Origin of the sequence: Methylobacter sp. sgz302048, from assembly GCF_052162025.1 — a bacterium.
In the GTDB taxonomy this organism is placed as follows: Bacteria; Pseudomonadota; Gammaproteobacteria; order Methylococcales; family Methylomonadaceae; genus Methylobacter.
The window spans coordinates 3056928-3071977 of record NZ_CP197401.1; the positions used below are offsets into that span (position 1 = coordinate 3056928).

8 protein-coding genes are annotated in these 15050 nt (G+C 54.6%); 6 read left to right on the forward strand and 2 right to left on the reverse strand.

Translation table 11 applies throughout. From position 1 onward, the window contains the following. Positions 1–3: 3 nt before the first annotated feature. The 5 genes from ACTNE6_RS13725 (at position 4) to ACTNE6_RS13745 (ending at position 8993) form a co-directional block, all read left to right on the forward strand. Positions 4–2361 carry an alpha/beta fold hydrolase gene (locus tag ACTNE6_RS13725; RefSeq protein ID WP_442497136.1) on the forward strand — a complete coding sequence of 786 codons (2358 nt, stop codon included), beginning with the start codon at positions 4–6 and terminating at the stop codon, positions 2359–2361. 30 nt (positions 2362–2391) lie between these two features. Continuing rightward, on the forward strand, positions 2392–3531 hold the full coding sequence (locus ACTNE6_RS13730) for a thiolase family protein (protein ID WP_442497137.1): 1140 nt from the start codon (positions 2392–2394) through the stop codon (positions 3529–3531). Beyond that, entirely contained in the window at positions 3531–5858 is a 2328-nt protein-coding gene (locus ACTNE6_RS13735) for a 3-hydroxyacyl-CoA dehydrogenase NAD-binding domain-containing protein (RefSeq protein WP_442497138.1), read from the forward strand. Before ACTNE6_RS13730 ends, ACTNE6_RS13735 begins: the two co-directional genes overlap by 1 nt. A gap of 72 nt (positions 5859–5930) precedes the next feature. Next, on the forward strand, positions 5931–8363 hold the full coding sequence (locus tag ACTNE6_RS13740; protein WP_442497139.1) for an acyl-CoA dehydrogenase: 2433 nt from the start codon (positions 5931–5933) through the stop codon (positions 8361–8363). A 150-nt stretch (positions 8364–8513) separates the two neighbouring features. Then, complete coding sequence (locus ACTNE6_RS13745) at positions 8514–8993, forward strand: flavin reductase family protein (protein WP_442497140.1); 480 nt, start codon at positions 8514–8516, stop codon at positions 8991–8993. A 107-nt stretch (positions 8994–9100) separates the two neighbouring features. Here the strand turns inward: ACTNE6_RS13745 and ACTNE6_RS13750 are convergent, their stop codons facing one another. After that, complete coding sequence (locus tag ACTNE6_RS13750) at positions 9101–12523, reverse strand: mechanosensitive ion channel domain-containing protein (protein ID WP_442497141.1); 3423 nt, start codon at positions 12521–12523, stop codon at positions 9101–9103. Between the two features lie 480 nt (positions 12524–13003). Here ACTNE6_RS13750 and ACTNE6_RS13755 point away from each other — a divergent pair, with 480 nt between their 5' ends. Beyond that, positions 13004–14719, forward strand: a complete 1716-nt coding sequence (locus ACTNE6_RS13755; RefSeq protein WP_442497142.1) for a L,D-transpeptidase family protein — start codon at positions 13004–13006, stop codon at positions 14717–14719. Positions 14720–14778: 59 nt separating this feature from the next. On the opposite strand, the gene ACTNE6_RS13760 is transcribed toward ACTNE6_RS13755, so the two are convergent. Continuing rightward, positions 14779–15024: a hypothetical protein gene (locus tag ACTNE6_RS13760; protein WP_442497143.1), complete on the reverse strand. Its 246-nt coding sequence runs from the start codon at positions 15022–15024 to the stop codon at positions 14779–14781. Between the last annotated feature and the right edge of the window lie 26 nt (positions 15025–15050).

Here is a 15050-nt window from a genome sequence, read left to right on the forward strand (position 1 = left end):
GCCATGCCCAGAGCACCTTATCCCGACAACTGGAGTGATATCGATACCGCACTCTATAAAAGATCGGTCAAGGTATTCAGCTCTGTCAAAAAAATGCTGAGCGTCAAGCTTAAGCTCCATGCCGACACCCAGGTTCAACAAGGCGATATCTTTTTATTCAACCATTTCTCACGCTTTGAAACGTTTATCCCGCAATATCTGATCTACGAGAAAACCGGCGCCTACAGTTGCGCCATCGCCTCCGGTGAATTCTTTCAAGGCGACACGGTGCTGGCCCGCTACCTGAGGAACGTCGGCGTTTTCCCCCATGATCATCCGCGCCTGTTCCCTCTGCTTGCCGAACAGATACTCCGCGGCCGCAAGGTCATCGTCTTTCCCGAAGGCGGCATGGTCAAGGACCGCCGGGTCATGGATCATAAAGGCCATTACAGCGTTTATTCGCGGCTGACCGGCGAAAGGCGCAAGCATCACACTGGCCCCGCCGTGCTGGCGCAAGGGCTGGAGGCCTTCAAAGCCACAATCCGCAATGCCTACACCGACAAAAACTATGATCAATTATTACGCTGGAAGGAAGACCTGCACCTCGACAGCCTTGATCAACTGCTGACCGCCGCGCTCAAGCCAACCCTGATCATACCGTCCAATATCACATTTTATCCGATCCGCTCCGATGAAAATCTGCTGTTGACGAGCGTCGAACTGTTCGCAGACGGATTGAATCTGCGCCAGACCGAGGAACTGCTGATCGAAGGCAACATCATGCTCAAGAATACCGACATGGATGTCCGCATGGGCGCGCCGGTCGATCCCTATAAAGTCTGGCACTGGTGGAACCGCTATCTGCTGGGTATGGTGGCTTCCGAATTCAGGACGCTCGACGAAGTGTTTGCACTGCATGCCAGGCCCAGGAACTGGAAGCAGAAAATGCTGGGCTCGTATTTCAAAAAAAGCGCCGCCGCCACGCGCAACCAGTACATGGAGGAAATCTACGCCAATGTCACGATCAATTTAAGCCACTTGGCCTCGACGCTGATCATGCATTGCATCGAGACCGGCCAGCAGCAAATTGAGCGCCAGCGCTTTTTCACGATACTGTATATCGCCGTCAAGCATTTACAGAACAACACCAAAATCAACCTGCACAGGAGCCTTTTAAACCCGATCGATTACAGCGATCTGATCGCCGGCACCAGCAAGCGCTTCGAGCAATTCATTTCTGTGGCGATCAAAAACGGGCTCATCCTCGAATACGAGGATTACTACCAGTTTTTGCCCAAACTGCAGGAAGAGCATGACTTTGACAACATCCGGCTGGAAAACCTGATCGCTGTTTATGATAACGAAGCCGAACCGATAACCGCTGTCCGCAAGACCATGGTCAAGGCAATGGCCGAGTATGATCATGTCGACCCGCAGAAACTGGCCGCCTGGCATTTCGATGACGAACGCCGCGATTTGAGCTGGGAGCGGCATCTGTACAGCAAAGCCCATTTCGACGACATCAATGAGCAGGAAACGGCCACGACCGATCCTATGCCGTTTTTCCTGCGGCCCGAACACGGTAACGGCATCGGCGTGCTGTTGATACACGGCCTGCTGGCAAGTCCGGCCGAAACCCGAAGCTATGGCGAGTATCTGGCCAAACAAGGCTATACGGTCATGGGCGTCAGGCTGAAAGGCCACGGCTCCTCGCCATATGCACTACGCGACCAGAGCTGGCGGGATTGGTACTCGTCCGTGCAGCGCGGCTTCAACATACTGAAAGCACACTGCAAGCGGATTTTCGTCACCGGTTTCTCCACCGGCGCCGCGATGGCGCTTAAGCTGGCATCGGAAAACCACACGGAAATTATCGGCATCACAGCGATCGCCGTACCGCTGAAATTCATCAATTCGACCTTCATGCTCGTGCCCTTATTGCACGGCACCAATAAACTGGTCGGCTGGGTTTCGGCCTATGAGGGCGTCAAACGGTTTATCGAAAACGTACCGGAAAACCCGACCATCAACTACCGGCATACGCCGATCAGAAGTCTGTACGAACTGCGCCTGCTGATTGAGGACATGGATGAGGTTCTGCCCCTTATCAATACCCCCGTGCTGGTTATTTATGCCGATCAGGACCCTATCGTATCCGTTAAAAGCGCGCAAGAACTCTTCGAAAAACTCGGGGCGCCCCGCAAACAGCTCAAGATCATCAATGCCGACCGCCACGGCATCCTGTTGCACAACCTGGGCAATACTTGGGAAATGATCGATGACTTCATGGCCGGCTGCATTGATGAAACCAATAAAGATGAGTCAGGTCAAAGAAGAATTAATAAATTTAACCTGTATCCCTTGCCGGAATCGAGCCGCTAGAACTTAAGCCTATCCACTGGAGAAAGGATTATGAAAAACGTCGTTATTGCTGGGTATTGCCGGTCGCCGTTTACGCCCGCCCATAAAGGCCGCCTCATTAAAGTCAGACCGGACGATCTTGCAGCCCAGGTTGTCAGAGGGCTCATCGAGAAAACCGGCGTCAACCCGCATGACCTCGAAGACCTGATCCTGGGCTGCGCGTTTCCCGAAGGCGAACAAGGGCTCAATGTCGCTCGCCTGATCGTCAATCTGGCCGACTTGCCGATTTCCGTCGCCGGCATGACAGTCAACCGCTTCTGCGGCTCATCCATGCAAGCCATCCATATCGCCGCCGGCGCCATTCAACTGAATGCCGGCTCCGCGTTCATCTGCGCCGGCGTTGAATCGATGACGCGGATTCCGATGGGCGGCTACAACTACATGCCCAATCCGGTCCTTTTCGAGAAACTGCCCGAGGCCTATATCAGCATGGGCGATACGGCCGAAAACCTGGCCCGGCAATATGATATATCGCGTACCGATCAGGAGACTTTCGCCCTGCTAAGCCACCAGAAAGCTGCTGAAGCTCAGCAGCAGGGCCGGTTTGCCGATGAAATCATCCCGATCAGCACGCCGGACTCAGGCATCGTGGACCAGGACGGCTGCATCCGCACCAGCACCAGCATGGAAGCCATGGCGCAACTGCCTCCCGCCTTTCAGACCAACGGCAGCGTCACGGCCGGCACTTCTTCACCGATCACAGACGGCGCCGCCGCAGTGCTGGTCTGCAGCGAGGAATACGCCGATGCGCATGGCCTCGGCAAACTGGCCCGGATCAAGTCGATCGCCGTTTCAGGCTGCGCGCCGGAAATCATGGGCATCGGCCCGGTCGGCGCCTCCACCAAAGCCCTGCAACGTGCCGGGCTCGAGCTGGACGATATCGATATCGTCGAATTGAACGAGGCGTTTGCCGCACAATCTCTGGCCGTTCTGAAAGCGCTGCCGGTTCCATTGCACAAGCTCAACCTGGACGGAGGCGCCATCGCGCTGGGCCATCCGCTGGGCGCATCGGGCGCCCGCATTACCGGCAAGGCGGCCAGCCTGCTGAAGCGCGAACACAAACGTTACGCATTGGCCACGCAATGCATAGGCGGCGGACAAGGCATCGCGACCATTCTGGAGGCAATCTGATGGATATCAAAAGAGTCGCCGTCATCGGTGCCGGCGTCATGGGAGCCAGTATCGCCGCTCACATCACTAACACCGGCGTACCCGTTTATCTGCTCGACATCGTTCCCAAAGACGCCAGAAACCGCAATGCCATCGCTGAAGCGGCCGTCAAAAAACTGCTTGAAGCCGACCCCGCGCCGCTGATGCACAAAAACAATGCGCGCCTGATCACGCCGGGCAATGTCGAGGATCACCTCAACTGGCTGGCCGATGTGGACTGGGTGATCGAAGCCGTCATCGAAGACCTGCAAATCAAACAATCGCTTTATCAGAAACTGATGGCCGTCTGCCGCGACGACTGTCTGATCTCGTCGAACACCTCGACGCTGCCTTTGGCGCTGTTGACGCAAGGCCTGCCGGAAAGCTTCACGCAGCGCTTCATGATCACGCATTTCTTCAACCCGCCCCGCTATATGCGGCTTCTGGAGCTGGTGGCAGGCCCTCATGCCCGGCCCGAACTGGTTGAAAGGGTCAGCCGCTTCGCCGATATCAAGCTGGGCAAGGATTGCGTGTTCTGCAAGGACACGCCCGGCTTTATCGGCAACCGCATCGGCATCTATTGGCTGCAATGCGGCCTGCTGGAAGCAATGGACCGGCATCTCAGCGTCGAGCAGGCCGATGCCGTCATGGCCCCTTTCGGCATACCCAAAACCGGCATTTTCGGCCTGCTGGATTTGGTCGGCCTGGATCTGATTCCGCATATCCTGAAAGGCATGGAACTGGCACTGCCGAAGACCGATGCCTTTCATCGGGTCAACCGGTTGCCGGATCGGATCGCCGGCATGATCAAGGACGGCTATACCGGCCGAAAAGGCAAAGGCGGCTTTTACCGGCTCAACGAAACCAACGGCAAGCGCGTCAAGGAAGCGCTCGATCTCGAAACCGGAACCTATCATCCGGCCGAAAAGCCCAAGACCGACGATCTGCATGAGCCCGTGGGCGCGATCGAGAAATCGCCCTTGCGTGCCCTACTGTCAGGTTCGGGCCCGGCCTCGCTCTATGCCTGGCAGGTCTGGTCCAGGACGCTGAGCTACGCCGCGGGGCTGGTGCCGGAGATTGCCGATGACATCGTCGCCGTCGATACGGCCATGCGCGAAGGCTTCAACTGGCAATACGGACCATTTGAACTACTGGACCAGATCGGCGTCGACTGGTTCATCGACAAGCTGCGCGCGGAAAACCGTGAGGTGCCGCCGCTATTGGCTGCCGGGCGGCCCATGTATCAAGTCAGCTCAGGCCAGCTGACGTTTGCCGATCCGTCGGGCAATTACCGGCCGGTCCGCAGAGCGGAAGGCGTATTGCTTCTGTCCGACGTAAAATTGCGGCAACCGCCCGTGCTGGTCAATCCGTCGGCCAGCCTCTGGGATATCGGCGACGGCGTCGCCTGCCTGGAATTTCACAGCAAGATGAACACGCTGGACATGGATACCATGACGCTGATCCGGCAGAGCATCGAAAAAGTCGGCAACGAATTTTCAGCCCTGGTCATCCACAACGACGGCGAGAATTTTTCCGCCGGCGCCAATCTGACCTTGCTGATGCAGGCCATTCACGACAGCGACTGGTCGGCCGTCGAGCAATTGCTGCTGCAGGGCCAGCAAACCTTTAAGGCCCTGAAATTTGCGCCTTTTCCGGTGGTCGGCGCGCCGTCGGGGCTGGCTTTGGGCGGCGGCTGCGAAATATTGCTGCATTGCGACGCCATACAGGCGCATGCCGAATTGTATATGGGTCTTGTGGAAGTCGGCGTCGGCCTGATTCCAGCCTGGGGCGGCTGCAAGGAATACCTGCGCCGCTGGCTGAAGTTTCCCAAGCGGCCCGGCGGCCCCATTCCGCCGATTGTCAAGGCTTTCGAAACCATCGGCATGGCCAAGGTATCGAAATCGGCCATGGACGCGAAGGAGTTGATGTTCCTGGCGCACACCGACGGCATCACCATGAATAAAAGCCGCCTGTTGGCGGATGCCAAGGCTAAAGCGCTGGGACTCAAACAGGATTATCACCCGCCCGAGCCCTGCGTCTATGCGATGCCGGGAAAGACCACCGGAATAATGCTCAGCATGGGCGTCAAAGCCTTGCATTTGCTGGGCAAAGCCACCGATTACGACGTCGAAGTCGGCGACAAGCTGGCCTATGTCTTGAGCGGCGGCGACGCCGATATCACATCACCGCTGACGGAAGGCGACATACTGGCGCTGGAACGGGAAGCATTCTTGCAACTGGTGCGGCAGCCCGGCACCCTGGCAAGACTGGATCATATGTTGAAGACCGGCAAACCGTTAAGGAATTAGACGATAATAAATTGCGCATTGCCTGCTAAGTTTGCGGCGATGCGCATCTATACCATACCGAGGAGAACAACAATGCTCTGGTTACTCACCCTGCTCATCCTGCTGGGGGTGCTTGCCTATTACAAAATGTCGCTGCTGAAGTCGACGATCGCCATCGCCCTGCTGCTGAGCATTTATACCTTGTTAAGCAATTTGCCCTTACTGAATGCCGTGTTATGGATAGGCTTTTTGTTTCTGGCCGTGCCGATCAATTACTCGCCGCTGAGACGGCAGATCATCACCGCCAGGATTTTCAAGCGGATGAAGGATGCGTTGCCGACCATGTCGCAGACCGAACGCGAAGCGCTGGAAGCAGGCAATACCTGGTGGGATGCGGAATTGTTCTCGGGCGATCCGGACTGGAAAGTGTTGCAGAACCTGCCGCCCGCGCGACTGAGCGAGGAAGAGCAGGCCTTTCTGGACGGCCCTGTGGAAACGCTTTGCGCCATGCTCGATGACTGGGACATCACGCACAACCGCCAGGATCTGCCCCAAGAGGTCTGGGACTACATCAAAAAGCACAAATTCTGCGGCATGATCATTCCGAAGCAATACGGCGGCCTGGATTTTTCCAACACGGCGCATTCGGCCTGCGTCATGAAGCTTGCCAGCCGCAGCACCACGGCGGCCGTCACGGTCATGGTGCCCAATTCGCTAGGTCCGGCCAAATTGCTGCTGGAGTACGGCACCGAACAGCAAAAGCACCATTATCTGCCGCGTCTGGCCTCAGGCGAGGAAATCCCCGCTTTCGCGCTGACCGGCCCGCATGCCGGCAGCGATGCCGGCGCCATGCCCGATACCGGCATCGTTTGCTACGACCAATTCGAAGGCAAGAGAATGCTGGGCATCCGTCTCAACTGGGAAAAACGCTATATCACGCTGGGCCCGGTCGCCACTGTGCTGGGCATGGCATTCAAGCTTTATGACCCGGATAAGTTGATCGGTGATCAGGAAAGCCGGGGCATCACCGTGGCCTTGATCCCGACCAACACGCCCGGCGTCTCGATCGGCAGGCGCCACTTCCCGCTCGATTCGGCGTTCCAGAACGGCCCTAATTGGGGCAAGGACGTGTTTATTCCCATGGACTGGGTCATCGGCGGCGTCGAACAGGTCGGCAACGGCTGGAAAATGCTCATGCAGTGCTTGTCCACGGGCCGTGCCATTTCCCTGCCGGCACTGAGCGTAGGCACGGCGAAATCCGTCTGCCGCAATACCGGCGCTTACGCCCGCATCCGCAAACAGTTCAATCTGCCGCTGGGCGAATTCGAGGGCATACAAGAACCGCTCACGCGCATGGCCGGCGAGACCTATATTCTCGATGCCGCGCGCCAGGTCACGACAGCCGCTCTGGACTACGGCAGAAAACCGTCCGTGATCTCGGCCATCGTCAAATACGAACTGACCGAACGCATGCGCCGCATCGTCAACGACGGCATGGACATCCAGGGCGGCTCGGGCATCTGCATGGGGCCGCGCAATTATCTGGCCCGGTTTTATGAGGTCATTCCGATCAGCATTACCGTCGAGGGCGCCAATATCCTGACCCGCACGATGATGATCTTCGGCCAGGGCGCCATCCGCTGCCATCCGTTTATCCAGAAAGAAATGGCCGCCTTGCAGCAGGCGCCGTCCGGACAGGCTTTGCAACAATTCGACGAGGTTCTGCTCCGGCATATCGGCTTTTTCATGCATAACATGGCTGCCAGCTTCTGGCTGGGGCTTACCAATGCCTGTTTTCTGCGTGTGCCCGGCGATCGTATGACTCGACGCTACTACCGGCGGATCGCCCGCCTCAGCGCCAATTTCGCGCTGGTTGCCGACTTCGCTTTGTTTACCCTGGGCGGCTCACTGAAGCGCCGGGAGAGAATCTCGGGCCGATTTGCCGATGTCCTGAGCAATCTGTATTTGTGCTCCTGCGTGCTCAAGCATTACCACGACCAAGGTTGTCCCGCTGACGACGCGCCCCTGCTGAATTGGGCCTGCCAGCATACCCTGCACCGGGCTCAGCAATCCCTGCTGGCCGTGCTGTGGAAGCTGCCGATGCGTCCAGTGGCCATACTGTTGCGCTTGATTACCTTCCCGATCGGCAAGCATTATGGGCCGCCCAATGACAAACTGGCGCATAAAACGGCCTCGCTGCTGCTTGCCGATACAGCGATGCGCGACCGCTTGACCGACGGCATTTACATCAACGACAACCCCGACGATGCAACCGGCCGCATCGAGGTCGCCTTTAAAGCCGTACTGGCGGCCGCGCCTGTGGAAACCAAAATCCGCGTCGCTCAACTACACAAGCAATTGTCCAAAGGCGATCAGTCCAAAGTGATTGCTGAAGCGCTGACGAAGAGCATCATCACGCCGCAGGAAGCGGACTTGATCGCTGCCGCCGAACAGGCCAGAATAGCCGCCATCAGCGTGGATGACTTCAGCCCTGAAGAGCTGACCGGCAGATTTACGCAGAGCTGACGGCACCGGCCTCAGTTGTTTCCCAAAAAGATGCAATCAATAGAACGCATGCCCGATTATTTAACAATAATGACCAAATGTTGTACCATAATGATTAAACTGTCTTTAAATGCTGAGCCTCGTCTCAAGCTCGAGTAATCGGAGAAATAAATGCCTGTCAATGCTGATGATTTTAAGAAAGCGCTACAACAATGGGCCAGCGGCGTCACTGTCGTTACCACTCAATCTGAAAAATTCGGCGTGCAAGGCATGACTGTCACCGCATTCTCAAGCGTTTCGGTCAATCCGCCTCAAATACTGGTGTGCATCAATGATTCGGCCGATACCGGCACCGGTATCGAAGAAAGCCGGTGCTTTGCCGTCAATGTGCTGAATTCGGAACAACAGGGCGTTTCCAATCAATTCGCAGGCGGCAGCAGTCAGAAAGAGCGTTTTGAAAATACAGCTTGGGAGCCTGGCATAACAGGTTCACCCATCCTGACTGACAGCATCGTGTCATTGGATTGCAGGGTTGTTGAAAAAGTCCGCGCCGGCACGCACTGGATCATTATCGGCGAAGTACAGGATACGATTTGCCGTCCGGGCAATCCGCTGCTGTATTATTGCGGCAATTACCGGCAGCTTGCGTAAGCTGCTTTCATAGGCCGGGTTGACAACCCCGTCCGCCAATCCATCAAGCTATCCGCCGTGAAACACATCCGCTTTCGCGGCGGATAGCCATCCCGCCTCAATCTCTTTTATTCAGCAGTCACAGCTTTTTGAGCTTTAACAACTTTCTTTTCCTGTTCAACTGAATGCACACGGATATCCCTTTGTGGAAAAGGAATCTCTATGTTGTGTTCGCGTAAGGCCTGCTCAAGCCGGACATGCAGATCGTGCGTGACAGGCAGCCGGTCTGCCAGTTCGGCAACAAAGATGCGAATGGAGAAATCCATCGCGCTCTCCCCGAAACCGACGAACAATACGCTCGGCTCGGGGTCCGCAAGGACCAGCGGCGTGGAACGCACCGTGTCCAGCATGATTTTATGCGCCAGTTTGACGTCGGAGCCATAGGCGATGCCTACCGGAATCACCACCCGGGTGATCGCATCACTTAAAGTCCAATTCACCAGCTGACTGGTGATAAAGGTCTTGTTGGGCACGATCAGCTCTTTCTGGTCTCCATCTATGATCGTGGTCGCGCGCATCTGGATGCGGCTGACTTTACCGCTGACATTGCCAATGGTCACGGTATCGCCGACGCGCACGGGACGCTCGAACAGCAGAATAATGCCGGATACCAGGTTGGCGAAGATTTCCTGCAGACCGAAACCCAAACCGACACCGAGTGCCGCCACCAGCCACTGCACCTGAGACCAGCTGCCGCCCAGCTCATTGGCAACGCCGAGAAAACCGATGGAGATCAGCACATACTTGGCCAGCTGATTGATCGCGTAGCGGCTGCCCGCGGCTACCGATAAACGCCTGAAGATCAATAACTCAACCACACCGGAAAAGTTGCGCACCGAAACGATGACGATAAACGCATACAGTCCGGCCAGCAGCACATTGGTCATCGTTATCGGTTGATAGCTTTCCTGCCCTTCGACGATAACTTTGTGCTGCCAAAGCACGATGTTATCCAGGAACGAGAACGCCGGCAGGATGTTGCGCCAGATCATCCAGAAGCCGATCACGATGGCGAAACCGATGAAAACGTTCAGAAGTTTCGTAGTCTGGGCGTTTATTTTAGGGATATCGATCAGCTCTTCATCGGTGGGCAGCACTGGGTCTTCCGCACCCGCTACCGCATGCTTCGCGCCGCTGGCCGCAATCTTGCGTTTTTGCCGGACGTTCTTCAAGGCCAACTGCCGATTGACCAGCGTCAGCCAGCGCAAAACCATCTGGTGCACGATAACGGACACAAAAAGCAGCCGCAGCGTCACGATCAATTTCTGCTGCAGCTCTACTGCGCTCTGATAATAGCCGGCGACGGCAAAGCCGATCACGATGACAGGCACCAGGATGATGGCCGGATACCAGACATAGCGCAGCCGGGGCAGCCATCTGCCAGGCCAGGCTTCAATGTAATCCTTTATTAATCCTTTTGACGGATGAAGTGTCTTGCTCATAAACATGCCCAGAACCGTCATGACAGCAATGAGGGCCAGACGGCCGAGGCTATCGCTGTGGCTTGAAGATTGTGACGCCTCGGTCGCATAGATAATGAACACAGCCGGCAGGAGCACAAAGCGCATCCAGACAATCTGGTTGCGCAGCAAGCTGACTGTGCTTTTCTGCCACTGGAAATGCTTGCTCGCGATGCCTTTCGAGGCGAACAGGCGATAAAAAAACTCCAGAAAGAACAAGGGAACTGAAACGCCCAGCAACCCCGCCCCGATCGATTTGCTGAAATCGGCAAGATGGGCATGGCTGTTCAGAAACCAGCCCAGGTAATACAGAAACAGCGGCAACGGCAACACCAGAATCAGCGTGTAGCCCAGCGCCCGCACCGTATAACTGAAATTGTCCGTGTAAATTTTTTCGACTTTTTCGGAAACGGCTGCCAGCTGCTGCTTTGCCCAGTTCCTGGCCAATATGGAAACGGCCAGACCGAATACGGCAATGACAGCCAGAAACAGATTTTCCAAGGCGATGTGGGCGGTATCCTTGAGCGCAGCCAGCCAATTGAACGGTGACAGCAGCCACTGTACCGAATGATACAGGCCGACGATAAAATCCTGATTGATCGGTGGGGAACTGGGTACCCACAGCAGCCGTTCGTCCAGATAGACCGCAAAGTCATCGGCCTGCTTGATCATCTGTCGCCTGGCGAAATCCAGATCGCCCAGCGTGCGCAGATAGGTCGTATAGGCCACCGATAATTTATTCAGCAATTCTTTCTGTCTGTCCAGCAGCATGCGCAATTCGGCCTGAATCATCATGCGTTGGTCGGCCGGCAGCGCCGCATCGACCTGCTGCGCCATGATCGCCTGCAGTTCGTCATCAATATCGGCGAGCTTTTTCAGCCGGTCTTCAATCTTGAATTGCTCAAGACTGACTAAAGCCGTCTCGTCCTGGATTGTCTGCGATTGCAGCGCAAACTGGCCATCGGTCGGCAGATTGCGCCGCTGCTCGCGTAATATTTTGCCCAGCGCGGGACTCAAGCCGGCCAGGCTGATTTTTTTTTCGGCGCTTTTAAAGTCATTGCCGATGTCGGCGGCTTGTTCATCCACTCTGTTTTTTTGTTCGCCGTATCTGTCAATCTTGCTGGTAATGAGTTGCAAATCCCGGCTATATTGGATGTTTTCGCGCGTGAAGGCTTGAATTGCAGGATGCTTGCCGGCGACCGCCTTTTCAGCCTGACTGAGCGCTTCTTGCACCTCGCGCGCTTCCTGCTGCCGTCTCTCGTTGACCAGATCTTCTATGGCAGCCACAACCGGCACCAGCGCAGCCTTCTGCATATTCAGCAGCTGTAATTCGGCTTTGAGCTGTTCCACTCTGGCCGGATTGCTGATCGCCTCGATATCCAGCATTTTCAGCTCAGCCGTGCGCGACTCGATCAGCGTCTTCAACTGCATCTGCCAGGCTTCTGCCTCGAGCTTTGAAACAGAATTGCCGGCGGGTACTTCCAGCTTCTTCTGCGTCGATTCAAGATCCTGTTTTGCCGCTACGATTTCTTCCCTTATGATCTGCGGGCGGCTGTTTTGCAAAACAAGCTCGTTTTCCAGGTTTTTTATTTGCTCATCCAGACTGCTGATTTTCCCTTTTTCAAGAATAAGCCGCTGTTCCAGCTCTTCGATGGGTATGTTGCCGAAATCCTCGATTTTCTGTTTGGACAGCCTTTGCTGAAACTGATCAATATCTTTTTGCAGTTTTTTCGTTTTATCGGGGGCTTTGCTGACAGCCTCCTTGAACCCGGCCGTCTGGTTATTGAATCCTTCGGTATTGGCCAGATTATCCTGCGCAGACTGATAGAGCTTGAGCACATTCGTTTTCAAGGCTGCATCCAGGTCTTGCCGCGCATTCAATGAATCAATCTTGGCCTGCAGCGCATCCGAGGTAATGCTGGAATTGCTGTTTTTTTGTCCCGTATTTGGCGGAGATGCCTTTTTTTCAGCCCAGGCGGTAGACGATCCAAGGCAGAGAATCAGCAATAAATACAGTAAATTATGAGCCATTGAGCTGGCAACGGCGCGAGAATCCATACTTTTCATGAAGAATTATTACAGCTAGGAGAGAATGAATAGGAGGTCATAACATCTTAGAGCGAGCGACATGTTTCATTTTGTAGCGCGTTCTTTAACCATTTTACCAGAAAGCTCGTCATTATCAGCCCGACTTCGAGTCACTATTTAAAATAGAGCGATAGTTTGCAAAACATTAGCACAGTAGGTTAGCAAAGTTTTCTTAAATTCTGATTGCCTGATTAATGACCGCCGCGCGCCATCTCTGTGATAAAATGCTGAGCTTGTCGGCAGTATTAATGCTTCAGTGAGGCATTAAGAGTTAAGTTAAAAAATTAGGCGTTACATTGCATGCATCCGGTAATATCAGCAAGCGGTCATAATCATAGGATTAGTTCTGCTTTCCACCTTCCAAAATTCCCGCTAAAAAACGATTTAAAACTGTGGAGCCTGCGCTATGTAAGCCGGCTGCTGATGCTGTTGTCTCTGGCCTTGCCTGCTCCGTGGCTGCATGCCGAAGCCGTTGCCGACCAGCCGCCGGGCATGGAAAAAGAAATCAAGGCCATTATAGCGGCCCAACAACATCCGTATCTGAAACGCTCCGGCTTTCTCAATCGTGCGGAGGATCTTGAGAATCTCTATAAGATCGCCCGCTATCAGCCTTTATGGCTAGGGCATGAACGCTCGGAAAAACAGATTGCCGACGCCCTGGCATTATTGGAAAAAGCTTCGGAGCACGGCTTGAGCGCGGCGAATTATGACGCTGAAATGCTGCAGCAAAAATTGCCCGAGGCCTTAAAGTTGGCTCCGGAAGCGTATAATTCAATCGCTCTGTACGATACCGCGCTGAGCCTGTCCCTGCTGCGTTTTCTGCACGATGTGCATTACGGCCGCGTTAATCCCCAAGGCATCAATTTCAACCTAAAACTGAGGGAAAAAAAGCTGGCTGATCTGCCGACGCTGATCAAGGACAGCCTGGCGCAGGATACCGTATCCCAACTGCCTGTGCTGGTCGAGCCGAAATTAAAACAGTATCAAAAACTGAAGCAGGCTTTAGCGGCTTACCGTCGACTGACTGCCGAATCCCGGCCCTATAAGCTGACTCTCACCAAAACCATTCACCCCGGCGATAAACTGCCGCAAATCGAAGAGCTGCGCCAATTTTTGGTCGCAATCGGCGACCTGACTGAAGATAAAGCCGAAGATGACGGCAAAGCCCCAAAATCACCGTCTTATACAGGGGAAATCGTTGAAGGCGTTAAAAAATTCCAGTACCGGCATGGCCTTGGCGCCTATGGCGTTATCGGCAAGGAAACAGCCGCCGCGCTCAACGTGCCGTTAACGCAACGTGCAGCGCAAATTGAATTGGCGATGGAAAGATTACGCTGGCTGCCTGAACTCTCGGCCGGGCCCTCTATCATCGTCAATATTCCGGCTTTTCAGTTATGGGCATTCAATGCGCTTGGCGGAGTGGATGCCGATATGCTGAACATGAAAGTGGTCGTCGGCAAGGCCCTGAAGAACCAGACGCCGGTATTAATGGCGGAATTGCGTTTTATCGATTTTATGCCTTACTGGAACATTCCCTATAGCATCCTGAAGACCGAAGTATTGCCCAAATTAATAAAAAATCCGAATTATCTGGCCAAAGAACATATAGAGCTGGTCCCCAACTTCGGCAATGAAGTCAAGCCCGTCCCGTTTGCCGACAATTCCATCGCGCAACTGAAACAGGGAACATTAAAAGCCAGGCAGCGCCCCGGCAACAAGAACGCCCTGGGCAAAGTAAAATTCATTTTTCCCAATCAGAGCGATGTCTATTTGCATGACACGCCGGCCAATGCCTTATTCAGCAAATCGCGCCGGGATTTCAGCCACGGCTGCGTACGGGTCGAAAATCCTCAACAGCTGGCCGAGTTCGTTCTGAAAGGCCAGGAAGGGTGGAGCAAGGAAACCATACAGGCGGCCATGCAGACGCCTAAAACGCAACACGTTGTCCTGAAGAAGCCGGTACCTGTGCTGTTCTTTTATACGACGTCTTTCTTCGATCAACATGACAATCTGATGTTCTATCAGGATATTTATGATCAGGACCCTGTTTTACAGAGCGCGCTTGAAAAACCGGCCGACCTGTCCGATCAGCTGCTTTTCATCAGCAACGGTCCGGAGCCAGTCCAGTTGGTGAGATAAGCGCAACCCAATCGACTCATGCCTGAAAGTCTGGATTTGATCCAACATAATAACTGATGTTACGCATGGGTGGTTTCATCCCGTTTGTCGCGCCCAGCACCGCCGCTAAAAGCTGCGGTAGGCTGGGTTGCTAAACCCAGCATTTCGGCCGCCCATGCAGGGTTTCCGCTAAAGCTCCAACCCAGCCTACACAGGCTGTTAAAGGCAAGGAACTCGCCTTCGGGTGCAACAAACTCGATTAAATAAAACCGTCGCTCTAGCAACACTTTATTAAATCGATCTAACTTCAACCAACTGCGTAACATGAGTTATTGAATCATTAAGGCAGACC

Coding starts and splice junctions, on each gene's coding strand:
- ACTNE6_RS13725 (WP_442497136.1), top strand. CDS start 4: ATGCCCAGAGCACCTTATCCCGACAACTGGAGTGATATCGATACCGCA.
- ACTNE6_RS13730 (WP_442497137.1), top strand. CDS start 2,392: ATGAAAAACGTCGTTATTGCTGGGTATTGCCGGTCGCCGTTTACGCCC.
- ACTNE6_RS13735 (WP_442497138.1), top strand. CDS start 3,531: ATGGATATCAAAAGAGTCGCCGTCATCGGTGCCGGCGTCATGGGAGCC.
- ACTNE6_RS13740 (WP_442497139.1), top strand. CDS start 5,931: ATGCTCTGGTTACTCACCCTGCTCATCCTGCTGGGGGTGCTTGCCTAT.
- ACTNE6_RS13745 (WP_442497140.1), top strand. CDS start 8,514: ATGCCTGTCAATGCTGATGATTTTAAGAAAGCGCTACAACAATGGGCC.
- ACTNE6_RS13750 (WP_442497141.1), bottom strand. CDS start 12,523: ATGGCTCATAATTTACTGTATTTATTGCTGATTCTCTGCCTTGGATCG.
- ACTNE6_RS13755 (WP_442497142.1), top strand. CDS start 13,004: ATGCTGTTGTCTCTGGCCTTGCCTGCTCCGTGGCTGCATGCCGAAGCC.
- ACTNE6_RS13760 (WP_442497143.1), bottom strand. CDS start 15,024: ATGTTACGCAGTTGGTTGAAGTTAGATCGATTTAATAAAGTGTTGCTA.